Source organism: Gordonia sp. NPDC057258, from assembly GCF_042668985.1.
Taxonomy (GTDB): Bacteria; Actinomycetota; Actinomycetes; order Mycobacteriales; family Mycobacteriaceae; genus Gordonia; species Gordonia hongkongensis.
In genome coordinates this window covers 241,400-260,152 of record NZ_JBHUXZ010000001.1, presented here as the reverse complement: position 1 = coordinate 260,152, position 18,753 = coordinate 241,400, and the positions used below count along the sequence as shown (strand labels likewise).

At 68.2% G+C, this 18,753-nt stretch carries 17 protein-coding genes; 11 read left to right on the top strand and 6 right to left on the bottom strand.

Annotated elements, in window-relative coordinates:
- Positions 1-62 precede the first annotated feature (62 nt).
- Positions 63-2,204, top strand: coding sequence for a cation-translocating P-type ATPase (locus tag ACFUEJ_RS01190; protein WP_159371999.1), 2,142 nt, complete (start codon positions 63-65; stop codon positions 2,202-2,204).
- Positions 2,201-3,541 carry a carboxylesterase family protein gene (locus ACFUEJ_RS01185; RefSeq protein ID WP_068972120.1) on the top strand — a complete coding sequence of 447 codons (1,341 nt, stop codon included), beginning with the start codon at positions 2,201-2,203 and terminating at the stop codon, positions 3,539-3,541. The genes ACFUEJ_RS01190 and ACFUEJ_RS01185 overlap by 4 nt, the downstream gene beginning before the upstream one ends.
- A 142-nt stretch (positions 3,542-3,683) precedes the next feature.
- Here ACFUEJ_RS01185 and ACFUEJ_RS01180 read toward each other — a convergent pair whose 3' ends face one another.
- Both ACFUEJ_RS01180 and ACFUEJ_RS01175 read right to left on the bottom strand, forming a co-directional pair.
- Entirely contained in the window at positions 3,684-3,995 is a 312-nt protein-coding gene (locus tag ACFUEJ_RS01180; RefSeq protein WP_223259022.1) for a hypothetical protein, read from the bottom strand.
- Between the two features lie 54 nt (positions 3,996-4,049).
- The gene (locus ACFUEJ_RS01175) at positions 4,050-4,493 is read right to left on the bottom strand and encodes a class I SAM-dependent methyltransferase (protein ID WP_223259023.1); all 444 of its coding nucleotides are present in this window, start codon (positions 4,491-4,493) and stop codon (positions 4,050-4,052) included.
- Between the two features lie 83 nt (positions 4,494-4,576).
- Here ACFUEJ_RS01175 and ACFUEJ_RS01170 point away from each other — a divergent pair, with 83 nt between their 5' ends.
- From ACFUEJ_RS01170 to ACFUEJ_RS01140, 7 genes are all read left to right on the top strand, one after another.
- Positions 4,577-5,005, top strand: coding sequence for a YkvA family protein (locus ACFUEJ_RS01170; RefSeq protein ID WP_159371706.1), 429 nt, complete (start codon positions 4,577-4,579; stop codon positions 5,003-5,005).
- A 61-nt stretch (positions 5,006-5,066) separates the two neighbouring features.
- Positions 5,067-6,275: a DNA polymerase IV gene (dinB, locus tag ACFUEJ_RS01165; RefSeq protein WP_159371705.1), complete on the top strand. Its 1,209-nt coding sequence runs from the start codon at positions 5,067-5,069 to the stop codon at positions 6,273-6,275.
- Between the two features lie 85 nt (positions 6,276-6,360).
- Entirely contained in the window at positions 6,361-7,872 is a 1,512-nt protein-coding gene (locus ACFUEJ_RS01160; protein ID WP_264186651.1) for a CitMHS family transporter, read from the top strand.
- Between the two features lie 105 nt (positions 7,873-7,977).
- Positions 7,978-9,672: an ATP-binding protein gene (locus ACFUEJ_RS01155; protein WP_388027068.1), complete on the top strand. Its 1,695-nt coding sequence runs from the start codon at positions 7,978-7,980 to the stop codon at positions 9,670-9,672.
- Positions 9,669-10,334: a response regulator gene (locus ACFUEJ_RS01150; protein ID WP_388027065.1), complete on the top strand. Its 666-nt coding sequence runs from the start codon at positions 9,669-9,671 to the stop codon at positions 10,332-10,334. The genes ACFUEJ_RS01155 and ACFUEJ_RS01150 overlap by 4 nt, the downstream gene beginning before the upstream one ends.
- A gap of 58 nt (positions 10,335-10,392) precedes the next feature.
- A complete protein-coding gene (locus ACFUEJ_RS01145) occupies positions 10,393-11,694 on the top strand; it encodes a TrpB-like pyridoxal phosphate-dependent enzyme (RefSeq protein ID WP_226511935.1) in 1,302 nt (433 codons plus the stop codon).
- A gap of 26 nt (positions 11,695-11,720) precedes the next feature.
- Positions 11,721-12,449: a DUF429 domain-containing protein gene (locus ACFUEJ_RS01140; RefSeq protein WP_388027062.1), complete on the top strand. Its 729-nt coding sequence runs from the start codon at positions 11,721-11,723 to the stop codon at positions 12,447-12,449.
- 13 nt (positions 12,450-12,462) lie between these two features.
- On the opposite strand, the gene ACFUEJ_RS01135 is transcribed toward ACFUEJ_RS01140, so the two are convergent.
- Positions 12,463-13,038: a GNAT family N-acetyltransferase gene (locus ACFUEJ_RS01135; RefSeq protein WP_259935737.1), complete on the bottom strand. Its 576-nt coding sequence runs from the start codon at positions 13,036-13,038 to the stop codon at positions 12,463-12,465.
- 151 nt (positions 13,039-13,189) lie between these two features.
- Positions 13,190-13,807, bottom strand: coding sequence for a TetR/AcrR family transcriptional regulator (locus ACFUEJ_RS01130; protein WP_388027058.1), 618 nt, complete (start codon positions 13,805-13,807; stop codon positions 13,190-13,192).
- Positions 13,808-13,948: 141 nt separating this feature from the next.
- Between ACFUEJ_RS01130 and ACFUEJ_RS01125 the strand changes: the two genes are divergently transcribed.
- Both ACFUEJ_RS01125 and ACFUEJ_RS01120 read left to right on the top strand, forming a co-directional pair.
- Positions 13,949-15,067 (top strand): homogentisate 1,2-dioxygenase, encoded by a 1,119-nt coding sequence (locus tag ACFUEJ_RS01125; protein ID WP_265968638.1) that lies wholly within the window; start codon positions 13,949-13,951, stop codon positions 15,065-15,067.
- On the top strand, positions 15,064-16,251 hold the full coding sequence (locus tag ACFUEJ_RS01120) for an alpha/beta fold hydrolase (protein ID WP_388027055.1): 1,188 nt from the start codon (positions 15,064-15,066) through the stop codon (positions 16,249-16,251). The genes ACFUEJ_RS01125 and ACFUEJ_RS01120 overlap by 4 nt, the downstream gene beginning before the upstream one ends.
- A 77-nt stretch (positions 16,252-16,328) precedes the next feature.
- Here the strand turns inward: ACFUEJ_RS01120 and ACFUEJ_RS01115 are convergent, their stop codons facing one another.
- Together ACFUEJ_RS01115 and ACFUEJ_RS01110 are read right to left on the bottom strand one after the other, a co-directional pair.
- Complete coding sequence (locus ACFUEJ_RS01115) at positions 16,329-17,186, bottom strand: hypothetical protein (RefSeq protein WP_265968635.1); 858 nt, start codon at positions 17,184-17,186, stop codon at positions 16,329-16,331.
- A gap of 151 nt (positions 17,187-17,337) precedes the next feature.
- Positions 17,338-18,729 (bottom strand): acyl-CoA synthetase, encoded by a 1,392-nt coding sequence (locus ACFUEJ_RS01110; protein ID WP_388027052.1) that lies wholly within the window; start codon positions 18,727-18,729, stop codon positions 17,338-17,340.
- Positions 18,730-18,753 lie beyond the last annotated feature (24 nt).

Genomic DNA, 18,753 nt, shown 5'->3' with positions numbered 1-18,753 from the left:
ACTCTCCCGAGCTGCCACCGACCGAGATCGTCGTCCGGTCGTCGGCGGCGGGCCGGGTGCGTATGACGGTTCCGTGGCTGCGGGTCACCGATCGCACTGTCGCCGACCGCCGTGCCGTGGCCATCGAGGAGAGCGTCGCCAGGGTGACGGGTGTGCGCGCCGTGCACGCCTATCCGCGCACCGCCTCGGTCGTCGTGTGGTTCCGGGCGGACACCGACCGGGATGCCATCGATCATGCGATCGCGGCGGCCACTCACGCCGACCCCGCGAATCTTCCTGACCGCGCACCGCATTCGGCCGACGTCACCAATGCCGACCTGTTGCGGATGGGCATCGGCGCGGGAGCCCTGGTCCTGCTGGGTTTCCGGCGCTACGGGTTCCGCCGTCCGCCGCTGCTCGGTCCGGCCTCGCGCACCGTCGCCACCGGTGTCACCATCTTCTCCGGCTACCCGTTCCTCCGCGGCGCGCTCCGCTCGCTGCGTGGCGGCCGGGCCGGCACCGACGCACTGGTCTCCGCTGCCACGATTGCGAGTTTGCTGCTGCGCGAGAACGTGGTCGCGCTGACCGTGTTGTGGTTGCTCAACATCGGTGAGTTCCTCCAGGACCTCACCCTGCGACGCACCCGCCGCGCCATCGCCGACCTCCTCCGCGGCACCCAGGACACGGCGTGGGTCCGCCTCGCCGACGGCACCGAGGTGCAGGTGGCCATCGACGCGCTCCACGTCGGGGACGCGGTGATCGTGCACGAGCAGGTCGCGGTGGCGGTCGACGGGGTGGTCGTCGACGGGGAGGCGGTGGTCGACCAGTCCGCGCTGACCGGCGAGAACCTCCCGGTGACCAAGCACGTCGGCGACCGCGTGCAGGCCGGCTCGGTGGTACTCACCGGCCGGATCGTCATCGAGGCCCACGCGGTCGGCGACGACACCTCGATCGGTCGGATCATCGGCCGGGTCGAGGAGGCCCAGCGCGACCGCGCTCCCATCCAGACGGTCGGGGAGAACTTCTCCCGGCGGTTCGTACCCGCGTCGTTCGCGTTGTCGGCGCTGACGCTGCTGGTGACGCGCGATCTCCGTCGTGCGATGACGATGCTGCTGATCGCGTGCCCGTGTGCGGTGGGGCTGTCCACCCCGACCGCGATCAGCGGCGCCATCGGGAACGGCGCGCGGCGCGGAATCCTCATCAAGGGCGGATCGCACCTCGAGGCTTCGGGACGGATCTCGGCGGTGGTGTTCGACAAGACCGGCACGCTGACCGTCGGGCGCCCGGTCGTGACCAACGTCGTGTCCTTCTCCGACGACTGGCAGCCCGAACAGATCCTCGCCTACGCGGCCAGCTCCGAGATCCATTCGCGTCATCCGCTCGCCGAAGCGGTCATCCGGTCCACGGAGGAACGTCGCATCGAGATCCCGACGCATGCGGAATGCGAGGTCATCGTCGGACTCGGCATGCGCACCCGCGCCGAAGACGGGCGCGTGCTCCTGCTGGGTAATCCGTCGCTCCTCGACCGGCACGGCGTCGCGATCTCCGACGACGCCATCGGCTGGGTGGACCGCTTGCGGCAGGCGAGCGAGACACCGCTGCTGCTGGCCGTCGACGGCACGCTCGTCGGTCTGGTGAGTCTGTCCGACGAGCTGCGTCCCGAGGCGCGTGAGGTGCTCGACGCGCTGCGTGCCGACGGGGTCACCGAGATCGCCATGCTCACCGGCGATCACCCGGTCACCGCGGCGACCATCGCCGCCGAACTCGGCATCGAGCGGTGGGCCGCCGAGGTCACCCCTGACGACAAGCTCGCGGTGGTTCGTGAGCTGCAGGCCCTCGGCCACGTGGTCGCGGTGGTGGGTGACGGTGTGAACGACGCCCCCGCGTTGGCCGCCGCGGACATCGGCATCGCGATGGGGTTGGCCGGAACGGATGTCGCGGTCGAGACCGCGGACGTCGCGCTAGCCGGGGACGACCTGCGCAAGCTGCTCGACATCCGCGATCTGGGTTCGCACACCGTCGAGGTGATACGACAGAACTACGGTATGTCGATCGCCGTCAACGCCCTGGGGCTGGTGATCGGCGCGGGCGGTGCGCTCTCGCCGGTCCTCGCCGCCGTGCTGCACAACGCATCATCGGTTGCCGTGGTGCTCAACAGTTCTCGGCTCATCCGGTATCAGGTCGAACCGGCTCCGTCGGCGTCGGCGGAGGAAGTCCGCGCATGACCGAGGTACCCACGACGACCGCGACCTTCGAGTGTCCGGCCGGGACGATCATCGCTCGCACCGACGGACAGGTCGTGCGCGCCACCGGGATCCGCTTCGCGCAGGCGGCGCGCTTCGAGGTTCCGTCCCCGCAACCGCCGGCCGACGAGCCGATCGATGCGACCTCGTGGTCGCCCGCCTGTCCTCAGCGCAACGGCGAGGGGATCGTCCACGACACCTTCGGCGATGCCGCGCTGGGCGAGATGGTCGGCGACGAGCACGCCCAGTACGTGTCGGTCACGGTGCCGGTCGACCGTCGACCCGACGAGGCTCTCCCGGTGATGGTCTGGATTCACGGCGGGTCGTACATCATCGGCGCCGCCGACGCGCCCTGCCACGATCCGGCGGCGCTGGTCGCCGAACAGCGGGTGGTCGTCGTGTCAGTGACCTACCGACTGGGATTGTTTGGGTTCCTCGGCGACGGCATCAACCGGCCGGCGAACCTGGGCCTGCTCGACATGATCGAAGCGCTGCGCTGGGTTCAGCGGAACATCGCGTCCTTCGGCGGCGATCCCAACGCCGTCACCGTCTTCGGCGAATCAGCCGGCGGCGACGCGGTTGCACAATTGATGGCGGCCGACGGCGTGACGGGCCTGTTCCGCCGCGCCATCATCCAGAGTGCGCCCCTCGGCATCACCCGACGTCGCGAGCGGTTGCATGCGGACATGTTCGCTGCGTCGCACCAGGTGTCGGCGTCGGCGACCGTCGACGAGGTCCTGGCCGTCCAGGAGTCGATGATGGGACTCAAAGCGATTCTGCAACATGGACTTCCGGCGTTCATGTCCTTCGGTCCCCAGTACGGCCACCATCCGCTGCCACCCGAGGACGAGGTGGACGCGGTCTGGGAGAGTCGAGCGCGGGACGTCGAGGTCCTCATCGGCTGGTGCAGCCGCGAGGCCGCGTTCTTCACCGCGGCGATCGACGGGGTGTCGTCGCTCCCCGCGGTTCCGTTGGTCGGCAACCGCCTGTACGAATGCCTTGTCCAGCAACTCACCCGTGCCATCTACACGTCGGCGGCCGACCGCTTCGCCCGACGCCACCGACGCGCCGGAGGAAAGGCCGCGCAGTACGTCATCGACTGGGGCGCAGCAGATCACCCGCTGCGCGCCGTGCACACCGTCGACATCCCGTTGCTGTTCGGAACCCCGGAGATCTGGGCCGGCGCCCCGATCCTGGCCGGCCACGACGCCGATCGGGCTGCCGAGGACGGCCGCACGTTGCGACGGATCTGGGCGGACTTCGCTCGCGACGGATGGACCGCGCCGGCTGATGTGCCGGGCCTGATCCGCTTCCGTTGACCGCGGCATCGCGTAGCGCGAATGCGACTGTACCCGCGGTCTCACCACGGATTGGGCGTCTGCAGCCGAATCGCGCGAAGCCGTCGACGCCCGGCGGTGGAAGCGCCGCGAGGTCAGTCGGCCGGTCGTTCACCCACGGCAATCAGTGTGTCGCAGTCGACTTCGGTGATCCCCTCTCGTCTGCCAGCCGCTGCAGGAACCCGACTCGCACGTCCTCGACGGCGTCGGCGTCCAGGTCGGCGAGTGCGCCGCGCAACCCGCTGCCGAGGACCATCGACCAGGAGAACTCGTCGGTCCGTGGTACGCGCAGGTCGAGAACTGACGCGGACACCTCTTCTGCGCCAAGCGATTCGAGCCACCTGACGATCTTCTCCTCGGTGTCGATCCGCGTGATGGGGTGAGGCGGTCCGTCGGACGGGGCACGCGGACCGGGTGGCGGCGGCGTGTTCGTCACGCGGGCGACCTCGGCGAAGTAGGCGCCGGTGAAGTCGTGGAGTGCGTCGTCATGTTATACCGCGACTGCGAGACGACCACGTGGGCGCAGGAGGGGCAGTAGTTTGCGCACCGAGTCGTCCATGTCCGGCAGAAAGAACACGCCGAAACCGCATGTGATCACGTCGTATTCGCCGCGCTCCCGGCCGGGCAGCGCGGTCACGTCGTCGACCCGGAAGTCGATGTTGCGCAGACCGGCCGCATAGGCGCTGGTTCGGCCACGCTCCACCAGATCGGCGGCGAAGTCGACTGCCGTGACGTGCCCGTCGGGTCCGACGACCCGCGCGGCGGCCAGCGCGCTGGCACCGGTGCCGGAACAGATGTCGAGAACCTCATCGCCCAGCGCGACCCGTGCCCGAGCAACGAGGGTCTCGCCCGCCGGACCCCAGACGAGGGGAGTCACCAGGTCGAAATCGGGACTGGTCGAGTTGAAGATCTCGGCGATGCTCGGGCCTGGCATGGGTTCAGCGTAGACGTGTTGACAACGGTTCCCGATAAAGTGGCGGACGTCTCACCCTTCGCCGACAGAACGGAGCCGTCCTGATGGAACGCCTCGTCGCCATCGCGATCTCCGTCGCAGGTGGGGTGCTGTTGCTGTGGGTGATCCTGGTGATCGCTCTCCTTGTCGCTCGCCCACCCGGTTTGCGGGCCAAAGACCTCCTTCGGCTACTGCCCGACACCGTCGTACTGCTGCGACGGCTGGCCGCTGACCGAGAACTCCCCCGTGGTGTCCGCGTCCGGCTAATGCTGCTCTTGATCTACTTGGTCCTTCCCATCGACCTGATTCCCGACTTCATCCCCGTTCTCGGCTACGCCGACGACGCGATCATCGTGGTGTTGGCGCTGCGCTCGGTCGTCCGCCGTGCCGGCCAAGATGCGCTCCGGCGCCATTGGCCCGGCAGCGACGACGGTCTGGTCGCGGTGCGCCGCCTGGCCGGCATCGGCGATCCCACAAAGCCGATGGACCCATAGCCCGAGTCGGCTGCCTCGGACGTGCTGGTACATGTCCGACCCTCATGCGAACATGTGTTCTATGCGCATCGAGCGGCGGGAACGGCGGGATCCGTCGATCCTGCATGCCGATCTCGACTCGTTCTACGCCTCGGTCGAGCAGCGGGACGACCCCTCGCTTCGCGGCCGTCCGGTTCTCGTCGGCGGCGGCGTCGTCCTCGCGGCGAGCTATGAGGCCAAGGCCCGCGGGGTGCGATCGCCGATGCCGGGCCACGAGGCGCGGGCACTCTGTCCCGACGCGATCGTCGTCCGGCCGCGGTTCGAGGCCTACATGGAGGCGAGTCGGGAGGTCTTCGACATCTTCCACGACACCACTCCGGTGGTCGAGGGGATCTCGGTCGACGAGGCCTTCCTCGACGTTGGGGGGCTCGGCCGGATCAGCGGTACGTCGCACGACGTCGCATCGACGATTCGACGCCGCGTCCGCGAGGAGGTCGGTCTCCCCATCACGGTCGGCGGAGCACGCAGCAAGTTCCTCGCCAAGGTCGCCAGCGCCGTCGGCAAGCCGGACGGCCTGCTCATCGTCGAGCCGGGAACCGAACTCGACTTCCTGCATCCGCTCCCGGTCCGTCGACTCTGGGGGGTCGGTCCGGTCACCGAGGCCAAGCTGCACGACGCAGGAGTCGAGACCGTCGGCCAGCTGGCGGCCCTCGGGGAGCGGTCGTTGCGCGGCATCGTCGGGTCGGGTGCCGGACGGCACCTCTTCGCGCTGTCACTCGCCCAGGACCCGCGTCGGGTGGAGACCGGCAAACGACGCAGCTCAATCGGTTCACAACGCGCGCTCGGCCGACGTCCGAAGTCCGAGGCCGACCTCGAGGCGACCATCACCGCGATCGTCGAACGATTGGGCAAACGGCTCCGAACGGCCGAACGGGTCTGTCGGACAATCGTTCTGCGGTTGCGCTTCGACGACTTCACCCGCGCCACCCGGTCCCGCACGCTGCTGGAGTCCACCGACCGCACCGACCTCATCATGGCGTCGGCGCGCGGCCTCCTCGCCGACGCGATGCCGATCATCCGCGAACGGGGATGCACCCTGGTCGGGTTGTCGCTGACCAACCTCGACGACCACGACAGCATCCAGCTGACGCTTCCCTTCGACACCGACCATGCCCACGAACTCGACGCGACGATGGATCTGCTGCGGGACCGGTTCGGCCGCGACTCGGTCACCCGCGCGGTCCTCATCGGACGCAACCACGGCGACGACGCACCGATGCTGCCCGACTAGCGCGAAAAGCGCGAAACGCTACTTATGCGCCCAAGCGTGACTGTGATGCCGGTGACCCCCAACACTTCTGATGTGACCACCCGATGTGGTCGCCCTCACATCCGCTGCAGAATCGAGTAAGACAATGTTGGTAGCCCTCGGCCTCGGGATGGTCGCCACCTTCATGGTGCTGATCATCACCAAGCGGGCGACGCCCGTGGTCGCGCTGATCCTCGTCCCCGTCGCCTTCGGCCTCTTCGCCGGTGCCGGCCTCGGCATCAGCGACATGATCACCGACGGCATCAAAGACCTCGCCCCCACCGCGGCGATGCTGTTCTTCGCGATCATCTTCTTCGGCATCATGATCGACGTCGGACTCTTCGACCCGGTGGTCCGGGCGGTCGTCCGCGCGGTGCACGACGACCCGGCCCGCCTGGTGGTCGGAACCGCGGTGCTCGCCGGTGTCGTCTCCCTCGACGGCGACGGTTCGACGACCTTCATCATCACGACGGCCGCACTGCTGCCGCTGTACCTGAAGCTCGGCGTCAGCCCGGTCGTCCTCACGGTCGTCGCCGGACTCACCAACGGCACGATGAACATTTTGCCGTGGGGTGGCCCCACCGCCCGCGCCGCAAGTGCGCTGAACATCGACACCAACGACGTCTTCGTCCCGATGGTCCCCGCACTGGTGGCGGCGCTGATCGTCGTACTGCTCTTCGCCTATCACCTCGGTGTGCTCGAACGCCGGCGCATCGGCAAGCTGGAGATCCGGGATTCGATCCTCGCCCCGAAGGAAGAGGTACTGGTCGGCGCCGGCGGCGGAACCGGGTTGCCGCCCAAGGGTCGTCGGGCGCGCGGTTCGGGTTCGACGGGAACAGGCTCGGGCGCCTACGACGACGCTCCCACCGGCGATCACGATCTCAGCCGCCCCGTGGCGGGCGCCGCCGACGACGACCGCGACGCATCTTTCTCGGGCGTCCTCGACCCCAATCGGGAAACCCTGCGGCCCAAGCTCTTCTGGGTGAACGCCGGACTCACCGTGGCCCTGCTGGCCATCCTCGGTGCCGACATCGTCGCCATCCCGGTGCTGTTCATGATCTTCGCCGGCATCGCCCTGGCCATCAACTTCCCGCACATCAAGCAGCAGCAGGAGGCCATCACCCGGCACAGCTCGAGCATCGTGTCGGTGGTCGCCATGGTCCTCGCCGCCGCCGTCCTCACCGGCGTGTTCAACGGCACCGGGATGGTCGACGCCATCGCGCACTGGCTGGCCGATGGCATCCCCGACTGGATGGGCCCCCACATGGCCATCGTGATCGGCGTGCTCTCGATCCCGCTCACCTTCCTGATGAGCAACGACGCCTTCTACTACGGGGTGCTACCGGTCCTGTCCGAGACCGCGACCCGCTACGGCATCGACCCCACCGAGATGGCGCGGGCATCGATCACCGGCCAGACCGTGCACATGCAGAGCCCACTCGTCCCGGCGATCCTGCTGCTGGTCGCACTGGCCGGGATCACCCTGGCCGACCACCACAAGAAGGTCCTGTGGCGCGCCACGGTCGTCTCGCTGGTGATGCTCGCCGTCGGGGTCCTGGTCGGGGCCATCCCGTTCTGATACGGCCCAACCGGTGCATGCCGATCCACACTCCACGCGGCGATCCGTTCCCCACGGATCGCCGCGTCGGCGTGCCTGCCCCACAGCGAGCATTAGGCTGACACCATGCGTTTGCGGACGCAGGTGCTGCTCCTGCAGCTGGCGGTGATAGCGGTCAGCCTCGCGGTCGGGTTCGGTCTGGTCATCGCCGGAGCCGACGACCGGGTGCGCGACGAGTACGCACAGCGCGCGCTCGCCATCGCGCAGTCGGTCGCCGCCGACGCCGAGGTCCGCAGCGAGGTCGCCGCCCATCCCGGTGACCGGGTGGACGCGGCGGACCTGGTCGACGGCCCGCTGCAACGTCAGGCGGCGGCAGTACGAGCCCGGACCGGAGCCCTGTTCGTCGTCATCGGCAACGACCGCGGCATCCGTCTGGCACATCCCGAGGTGACGGAGCTGGCCAGGACGGTCTCCACGGACCCGTCGAAGGTGCTGTCCGGATCGAACGAGGTGAACACCGACCGGGGCACCCTCGGCGAGTCGGTCCGCGCGAAGGTCCCGGTCCTGAACGCCGACGGCGCAGTCGTCGGGTTCGTGAGCGTCGGTGTCTCCACCGAACGCCTGGGCTCCGAGACCCGCACCGACATCGTCGCGATCGCGCTCCTCGCGCTTACGGCACTGGGTATCGGCGCGGTGGGTTCGGTGCTGCTGGCCCGTCGTTGGCGCCGACTCACCCTGGGTTTGGAGCCCGACGAACTGGCCGAGCTCGTCCGGGAACAGGGGGCCGTGCTGCACTCGATGGCCGACGGGGTGCTCGCCGTCGACGCCGACGGCATCGTGCGCGTCGTCAACGACCGGGCGCGTGCGCTGCTCGACATCGACGCCCCGGTCGGCACCCCCGCCGGCGACCTCGGCCTGACCCCGCGGGTGGCGACCGTCCTGGCGACGCCGACCGACGAACCCCTCGCCGCCGGTGTCGGCGAACGGGTGGTCCTGGTGAGTTCCCATCGGGTGCGGGCCGACGGTCGCGACCTCGGCATGGTCCTGTCGGTGATCGATCGCACCGACGTCGAAGCACTCAGCCGCGAGGTGGATTCGATCAGGTCGATGAGCACCGCCCTACGCGCACAGCGCCACGAAACCGCCAACCGGATGCACGTACTCGCCGGCCTACTCCGGCACGGGCACGCCGACGAGGCGCTCGCCTACCTGGACGAGGTCACCGGAACCGGACCGGGAGGGGCGCTCCTCGGTGGACTCGACAATGTGCGCGAACCACACCTCCACGCGTTTCTCGACGCGAAGGCGGCTCAGGCTCGCGAGCGCCGGGTGGTGCTGCGACTCGGCGACCAGACCTGGATTCAGGGCGTACTCACCGAACCCGTCGTCGTCACCACCGTGGTCGGCAACCTCGTCGACAACGGGATCGATGCCGCCGCGTCCGGACCGGACGGTGGACAGCCCGGTGAGGTCGAGGTCGAGGTCATCGCCGACGGCGACACGGTCCTGGTCACCGTCGGGGATTCTGGACCCGGCATCGCTTTCGACGACCCCGACGACGTCTTCGCCGAGGGCGCCACGACCAAATCCGGCGCGCACGTACCCGGCGGCCGCGGTATGGGACTCGCCCTGGCCCGGCAGATCGCGCGCCGGGGCGGCGGCGACGTGTGGGTCGCCGATGCGGGGGGTCGCGGCTCCGCGGATGATGACGAACCGGGCGGGGCCGTGTTCGTCGCCCGCCTGCCCGGTGTGCTGGCGCCGACGGACGAGGCCGAAGACGACTCGTACAGCCAGACCGACGAACCGGGAGTGACCCCATGACCGACGACCACGGCGTCCTGATCGTCGACGACGACTTCCGGGTCGCGGCGCTGCACTCCGCGATCGTCGACGCCGTCCGGGGCTTCACCGTGCGAGCCCGGGCGGGCAGCATCGGTGCGGCACGTCAAGCCATCGCCGAACATCCCGACATCGATCTCGCACTCCTCGACGTCTACCTGCCGGACGGTTCGGGCATCGAACTGGTCGCCGAACTCGACTGCGACTGCTTCATCGTCGGTGCCGAGACCGACGCCTCGGCGGTACGAAGCGCGATGCGTGCCGGTGCGCTCGCCTACCTGATCAAACCCTTCGACGACGCCGACCTCGCGCGTCGGTTGGCCGGCTACGCCCAGTACCGGCGGATGCTGGCGGGCGAGAACGTCGACCAGCACGCCGTCGACGCAGCCCTGTCGGCACTGCGGTTCGGCACCCGCGCCGCGGACCGGGCCGAGGGGGGGTCGCCGACCGAACAGCGGATCCTGGCGCTGTTCGCCGACGGCGCTCCGCTGTTCGCCGACGATGTGTCGCGGGAGATCGGCATCGCGGCACCGACCGCGCGGCGGCACCTCGCGAACCTCGTGGCGGCCGGACGGTTGACGATGTCGCTGCAGTACGGCGCCACCGGCCGGCCCCGGCAGGAGTACCGGCTGCCCGGGGCGTGACAGCGGGATCGGTCGGCACGGGACGCGGGGACCGGCCCGAGGATTAGAGTGGTGATCCATGACGATGCATGTCGAGACCGGGAATCCGGATCTGATCACAGTGGATGTCCCGACCCATTGGTACAACCTCGCCGCCGAGCTCGACTCGCCGATCCCGCCGCACCTGCATCCGGGCACCAAGGAACCGGTCGGGCCGGACGATCTCGCCGCGTTGTTCCCGAGCGGCCTCATCGCGCAAGAGGTGTCCACCGAGCCCTACATCGAGATCCCCGAACCGGTGCGCGAGATCTACCGGATGTGGCGGCCGTCGCCGCTGATCCGCGCGCGTCGTTTCGAGGAGGCGCTCAACACCAGGGCGCGGATCTACGTGAAGTACGAGGGTGTCAGCCCGGTCGGCAGCCACAAGACGAATTCGGCTGTCGCGCAGGCGTACTACAACAGCCTCGACGGTGTCACCAAGCTGACGACGGAGACCGGAGCCGGTCAGTGGGGAAGCGCACTGGCGTTCGCGGGTGCGCAGTTCGGCATCGACGTCGAAGTGTGGCAGGTCCGTGCGTCGTACAGCTCGAAGCCCTACCGGGGGTTCCTCATCCGCACCTACGGCGGGACCATCCACCCCAGTCCGTCCGAGCTGACCGAGTCGGGTCGCGCGATGCTCGCCAAGGACCCGAACACCACGGGTAGCCTCGGGATGGCCGTCAGCGAGGCCGTCGAGGTCGCCGCCTCCAACCCCGACACCCGGTACGCGCTGGGCAGCGTGCTCAATCACGTGGTGCTGCACCAGAGTGTCATCGGGCAGGAGGCCGTCGACCAGCTCAACGCGGTGGAGCCGGGCGGTGCCGACGTCGTGTTCGGCTGTGCCGGAGGCGGTTCTAACCTCGCGGGGTTGTCGTTCCCGTTCCTGCGGGAGAAGCTGCACGGCCGCTCGGATCCGCGCGTCATCGCCGCCGAGCCCGCCGCGTGCCCGTCGATCACGCAGGGGGAGTACCGCTACGACCACGGTGACGTCGCCGGACTCACCCCGTTGCTCAAGATGCATACGCTCGGTATGGATTTCGTGCCCGACCCGATCCACGCCGGTGGTCTGCGCTATCACGGCATGGCGCCGGCGCTGAGCCACACGGTGGAGCTCGGTCTGGTGCAGGGTGTCGCCATCTCCCAGCACGACGCGTTCTCCGCGGGCGTTCAGTTCGCCCGGACCCAGGGCATCGTCCCGGCTCCCGAGTCGACGCATGCGATTGCGGCCTGCGCCGCGCACGTCGCCGACAGCGACAAGGACGAGGTCGTCGTGATCGGACTGTCGGGCCACGGGCAGCTTGATCTGCCCGCGTATGCCGAGTTCCTCGAGGGCAACTTCTGACTCGACCCGGAACCGTGATCCCGGCGATGCGGACGGTCGGCGTCGACTTGTCCGCATCGCCGGCGAAAACTGCTGTCGCATGCGTCGATTGGGATGCCGACAAGGCCGTGCTCACCGATCTCGTCGTGGGCGCGGACGACACCGCCATTCGACGCCTCGTCGAGGGGTCGACCCGCATCGGGATCGATTCCCCCTTCGGCTGGCCCGACGAGTTCGTCGACTTCGTTGTCGCGCATCATCGCAACGAACTGTCGAAGGGGCGAGAACTCGACGACATCGCCCGTCGACGACCACTTGCATTACGTCGCACCGATCTGCGGATCGTCGACGCCGGCGTCGGTCGCCCGCTCAGCGTGTCGGCGGACCAGATCGCGCACGTCGCGTTCCGATGCGCCGGCCTGCTCTCGGACCTGGGAGTCGACGACCGCGTCGACGGGTGGGCGGTCGAGGCGTACCCCGCGGGGGCGCTCAAACGATGGGGACTGACCTCGCGCGGATACAAACGTGCCGCCAACGTTTCGGTGCTCGCCGGACTCGTCGGGGCTTTCGAAGAAGCTGCGCCATGGTTGGGTCTCAGCGATCATGCCGAGACCATGGCCCGTGACGACGACGCGTTCGACGCCGTGATCACCGCACTGATCGCGCGTGCCGCCGAGCTCGGCCGGACCATCTTGCCCGATGCCGCCGACCGGCCGATCGCCGCGCGGGAGGGTTGGATCCACGTACCCACCTCCGAACTGGCGGAACTGATCTGAGTCGTGGTCTCGATCAGTCCAGCGACAACCGCATGAGCACGCGCGGGAACCCGGCGAGGACCGACGAGGTGTCGGCCGCCTTGGTGAAACCGGCCTTCTCGAACAGGCCGCGGGTCCCGACATAGGCCATCGTCAGATCGACTCTGGCGCCCTGATTGTCGACGGGGTAGCCCTCGATCGCCGGCGCACCGTTCGACCGCGCATAGTCGACGGCCCCGGCCAGTAGTGCGTGCGAGATCCCCTGCTTGCGATGACCGGGGCGGACACGGATGCACCACACCGACCACACCGGCAGGTCGTCCACGTGCGGGATCTTCCGGTTCCGGGCAAAGCTCGTGTCCGCGCGCGGTGAGACGGCCGCCCAGCCGACGACCTCGTCCGCCTCGTCGTAGGCGAGCACACCAAGCGGAATACCGCTGTCGCACAACTCTTTCACGAACTCTCCGCGCTGCTCGCGGACCAGCTCCTGGTTCTGCTTGCTCGGGATGCGGTAGCTCAGGCACCAGCAGACGTTCGACGTCGGCTTCTTCGGACCGACCATCGTGGCGATGTCGTCGAAGATCGTCGCGGGCCGGACCTCGATGGGCATGCGTCCCATCGTCGTCGGCTCGGTCCGGGACGGCAAGCGGGCCGGTGTCAGCCCGGTGGCTGTCGCTCACGCCCCTGCTCCCTCATCCGAAAGAACGACATAACCATTGCTCCCTGAGGTGCGAGGAGCGCCAGCGACGAGCCACGAAGGGTCAGGGAGCCGACTGTGCCGGTCCGGCCCCGAAGACGGTCCGGTACCAGATCGCGGTGAGGATCTCGATGGCCGTGTCGTCGTCGGGTACGGGCCCGGCGGCGTCACCGCGGACCGCAAGCCAGGTCCAACAGGTGGATTCGAGGGTCGCGACCAGTGCGGACGCCAGCGGTTCGAGCGGCAGGCCGATGGAGTACCCCGCGCGCTCGGCACCGTGCAGACCCGACAGCACCTGCTCCACACCGGATACCCGGTTGGCCAGCCAGCGGTTGCGGAAATCGTCGTCGGTCATCGACATCTGGAACAGGCCGATGATCTCGGGCAGGTACTTCTTGTATGTCGTCCAGTACGCGGTCACGGCCGCGCGGACGCTCGCCTCCGGCTCGGTGTGCCGGGTCGCGAGCGACTGCTCCACCACTTCGTCCGAGAATTGATCCAGCAGGGCTTCGAGCAGTCGGTCCTTGCTGTCGTAGTAGTTATAGAACGAACCGGTCGACCGGCCGGCAGCGGCGGAGATGTCCGAGATCTTGGTGTTCAGGTAGCCCTTTTCGGCGAACGTCCGGCGCGCGGCGTCAAGAAACGCGGCCTCGGTCTGGCGACCTTTGTTCGTCGGCGGCACCGTGAGCTCCTTCCGCGGACCGATTCTCCATCGAACCATGTGGACGGTCGAAGACCGCACTCGAATCGACGAGCAGTGTGACCCTTGTCATCTTCTGAACCTGAATCTAGCATCAGAAAAACGCAGAGACAGGAGTTCGGCATGGAATCGTTCGTCCAGCATCGCAAGGGGCGCACGCCTCGGCAGGTGCACCGAGATGTCGCCGATCTGAAAGACGATGAGCTCGGACGATACGGTTTCACCGGCCGCACGGCACATCTGTATCGACGCAACGACCCGACGCAGTTCCGGGCGGTGGGCACCCACACCGGCGTCGATCGAATCGTCACCGACCTCGCGCCCACCGACCAGAACGACCCCGCGGGCGAGCCGCTGCTGATGTTCCATAACGAGGACTGCCGGATTTCTTTGAGTCGTCGGAAAGGGGCCGCTCCGTTCTGGTTTCGCCCGGTCGACGGCGACGAACTCGTCTTCGTCCACGAGGGCACCGGGTATTTCGAGACCGAGTTCGGTCGATTGCCCTACCGGCCCGGCGATTACGTATATCTCCCCAAGGGGTGCACCTATCGTCAGGTGCCCGACGGTGCGTCGTTGCTGCTCGTCATCGAGGCGGTCGACGAGTTCCGGGTGCCCGAACCGGGCGTACTGGGCAGGTTCTTCCCCTTCGACTCCTCGCTCGTCGTCGTTCCCGAGGCGGAGGCGTTCGACGGTGACGGCCGAGACGAGTACGAGGTGCGGTTCCGGCAGCGAGAGGGGCAGACATCGCTGTTCTACCCGTTCCACCCGCTCGACGTAGAGGGCTGGCGTGGAGACAATTTCCCGTTCACGTTCAACATCGAGGACTACGACGTCATCACCTCCGAGACGGTGCATCTGCCGCCCACGGTGCATCTGTTCATGCAGGCGACCGGGGTGTACGTGATGAACTTCCTGCCGCGCCCCGCCGAGGCGCGCAGAGGTGCCGAACGGCTGCCGTGGTACCACCGGAACACCGACTTCGACGAGATCGCGTTCTTCCACGGCGGCAGCATGTTCGGAGTCGGCATGCCGCCGGGCCTGATCTCCCACGCACCCCAGGGGATGCATCACGGCATCCCGGAGCGGGCGCGAGAGCGTTCCCGGCGCAAGTTCGACGAGTTCGACCGCGTGGAATGGCAGGTGATCTCGATCGACACCCGTCGACGGTTGATCGCCGCACCCGCACTTTTCGAATCCGGGGTCGCGGACTCCGCACAGGCCGACGCCGGGTCACGAGTATGAGCGACCGGGGGGACGTGCCTCGTCACGACTACGACCGCATTCCCTATCTCGTTGTCTTCGATGATCTCTCGGCGTACCAGGACACCTACGGCGGGGTGACCGAGAGTGTGGTGCTCGAGAGCTACCTGCTCCGCCCCCGTGGCGTGCCGTCGAAGAACGTCATCGTCTTCATGCACCCGATCGGGGGCGGCGCCTACTTGCCGATGACCAATGCCCTCGCCCGCGCCGGTCACCACGTCATCTACTGCAACAGCCGGTATCGCGGCGTCGACAGTGCGTTGATCATGGAGAAGGTGGTGCAGGATCTCGGTGCGTGCGTGAAGGATGCGCGCGAACGCCTCGGTTACGAGAAGGTCATCCTGGCCGGTTGGAGCGGTGGCGGCGCCCTGTCGCTGTACTACCAGCAGCAGGCACAGCACGCGACGGTCACCGCGACCCCCGCCGGTGAGCCGCCGGACCTGACCGCCCTCGACCTCCCCGCCGCGGACGGCATGATGCTGCTTGCGGCGCACGTCTCGCGGCACGGGACCCTGACCGAGTGGATGGACCCGTCGATTCTCGACGAGTCTGATCCCGACAACCGAGACCCGGAGCTGGACCTCTACAACCCCTCGAACCCGAACCAGCCGCCGTACTCGGCGGAGTTCCTCGACCGTTACCGCGCGGCGCAGATCGACCGCAACCGGCGGATCACCGCCTGGGTGAATGAGCGACTCGTCGATCTGCGCGGGCGTGGCGAACCGCTGATGGAGCGCGGTTTCATCGTGCACGGAACGATGGCCGATCCGCGCTGGCTCGACCTGACCGTCGACCCCAGCGATCGCAAGCTCGGTTGCTATCTGGGTGATCCGCGGATCGTGAACATGGGCCCGGTCGGGCTCGCCCGGTTCACCACCCTCCGAAGCTGGTTGTCGCAGTGGAGCTTCGACGACGCCAACGGCGACGGTCCCCGGTGTGCGGCCGATCTCGCGGTCCCGACACTGGTCATCGGCAACTCCGCCGACAACGCGTGCACGCCCAGTCATACGCACCGCCTCTTCGACGCGGTCGGTCATCCCGACAAGACCCTGCACACCGTCGTCGGTGCGACGCACTACTACTCGGGCCGGGACCAGATCCCACACCTGAGAGAAGCGGTCGGGACCATCACCGAGTGGCTGGCCGAGCGGGGGTGGGCCAACTGACGGCTTGGGTTCGCTGAAAACCGCCCGGTGGAAAGTGATCGGGGACGTAGCGTTCGGTGTCCATTTCTGGTGGGCGGTTATCGGCTGGGCTTTCTCCAGGCAGGCGACCGGCTGCGGTGGTACCCGTGAGCGATGATCTCGGCAATGTCCGCATAGGTGTTGGCCCAATCACCGAAAACCTGCGCATAGGTGACTCGCAACGGAAAGTAACCGCGTGAGATCAGCTTTCGGTCTCGAGTGCGATCCTCCTCGTACTTCTCGATCCCGGTGTGGTGTTCGACGCTGTCCAGCTCGAGCGCGAGCCGTTCTCCGACCAGCAGATCGACCCACCCGACACCGGATACGTGGTGCTGGACCGTGACTCGCAAGCCGGCGCTCCGGAGACGTAGGCGGGCTGCTGTCTCGGTTCCGGACGCGGCGAGTTGGTGAGTCTTCTCGATGGCGCGCTTGATGAACATCGGCGCGTCATCGAACTCGGTGCGGAGTCGTGCGGGGGTGATCTTGGCGGTGTTGAGTGCGAAGTCGCACAGGATGACGAAACCCTCGACGTCGAAGCATCGGGCGGCGTACTGCAATGCTGTCGCGACATCGTCGACGGCGCCGTCGGCCGGAGTCGGCCGACCGTACCGTCGGCACCTGTCGTGGGATCGGCGTCGCTCGTGGCGCGTCACACGCGAATGCACTTGTTCGGGATGTTCAGGTATCCAGAGTCCGTGGCGTCGTAGCGCGGTCGCACAGGAGACGACGCCATGATCGGCGACGGCCCCGACCACTTCTGGATCGGCGGCCTCGGTCCGGTACCACCCGTGGCGTATCGACGAGAGCGTGCCGGAACGGCACGCTTCCCGGATCGATGCGGCGGTCTCGCCGGCGGCCAGGAGTTGATGGGTGGCGACGACGCCGCCGAACCGCTCGGTGAGCTCCTCGAAGGTCATGCGGGACAGTGTCTATCGTGGCGGCGGGCAGAACCCGGCGTCCGAGACGTCTGTGGATTACTACGTCAGCAGTGTGAAAACCGCCCGTGGAAAACGGACAGCCGGCAGACCGTCGTCGGGTCAGCTCCACCGGGCGGTCTTCAGACGACGGTCATTCCAGCTGCTTCTTCTGCACCTTGCCCATGGCATTGCGCGGGAGGGACTCGACGAACCGGATCTCGCGCGGCCGCTTGTGATTCGACAGCTCGCCGGCGACGAATTCGATGAGCTCGGTGTCGGCGACCTGGTCGCCGACGACGTAGGCGACGATGCGTTGGCCCAGGTAGTCGTCGGGGACGCCGATCACCGCCACCTCGCGGACCGCCGGGTGGGCGAGCAGGACGGTCTCGATCTCGCCGGCCCCGATGCGGAACCCGCCGGACTTGATGAGGTCGGTGGCTCGTCGGCCGACGATGCGGTGCATCCCGTCTCCGTCGATGACTGCGACGTCACCGGTCGCGAAAAAGCCGTCCGGAAGCCAGGATTCGGCAGTGGCATCCGGACGATTGAGATACCCGGACGCCATCATCGGGCCGCGGACGTGGAGATCGCCCACGCTCTCGCCGTCGTGGGGTAGCGGCTCGCCGTTTTCCGCCAGCCTTGTCTCCACGTGGGCGAGCGGGAGACCCACCCACCCGGGCCGGCGCTGTCCGTCGACGCGCGTGCTGACGGTGATCAGTGTTTCGGTCATGCCGTAGCGCTCGACGATCTCGTGACCGGTGAGCTCGTGGATCCGCTCGAAGACCGGCACGGGAAGCGGGGCGCTGCCCGACACCAGGACTCGCGCCGACGACAGCGTCTGTGCCGCAGCCGGATCGCCGGCGACGCGGTTCCACACCGTCGGGACGCCGAAGAACATGCTGGCGCCGGCTCGCGCGGCGGAAGCGTATCCGTCCGCGGTCGGGGTGACGGTGTGGATCAGTCGCCCGCCCCGTCGCAGGGGACCCAGGACCCCCAGGATCAACCCGTGGACATGGAACAGCGGAAGGCCATGCGCCAGAGTGTCGTCGGCGGTCCACAACCACGCATCGGCGAGTGCGTCGAGGCCCTCGGCGATGCTCTGCCTGGTGATCGGAACACCTTTGGGGAGGCCGGTCGTGCCGGATGTGTAGAGGATCAGTGCGGTCGAATCGGCGTGCGGTTCGGGGTGGCGGTGCCACGATTTCGCGTAGCGGCGGACCGGGACGACGGGCAGGGTCGGCGCGGCCGGGGCCTGCCCCAGCCACGCCTGTGCCCGCGAGTCCGCGAGGATGTGCTCGAACTCGCGCGGCCCGGAGTCGGGCGGAACGGGGACGACCGGCACCCCGGCGATCAGCGCGCCCACCACCGCCAGCACCGTCTCCACCGTCGGCGTGGCCAGTACCGCGACGGTTCGGGCACCGGCGATCCGTTCGGCGACTGCCGTCGCGGCCCCGACGAGGTCCTCGCGCGACAGCTTGTCGTCGCCGACACGGATCACGGCGGGATCGTCCGGTGCGGTGGGGGTCAGGGTGGGCAGCAGCACGTGTTCACTGTGCCACGACGGGTC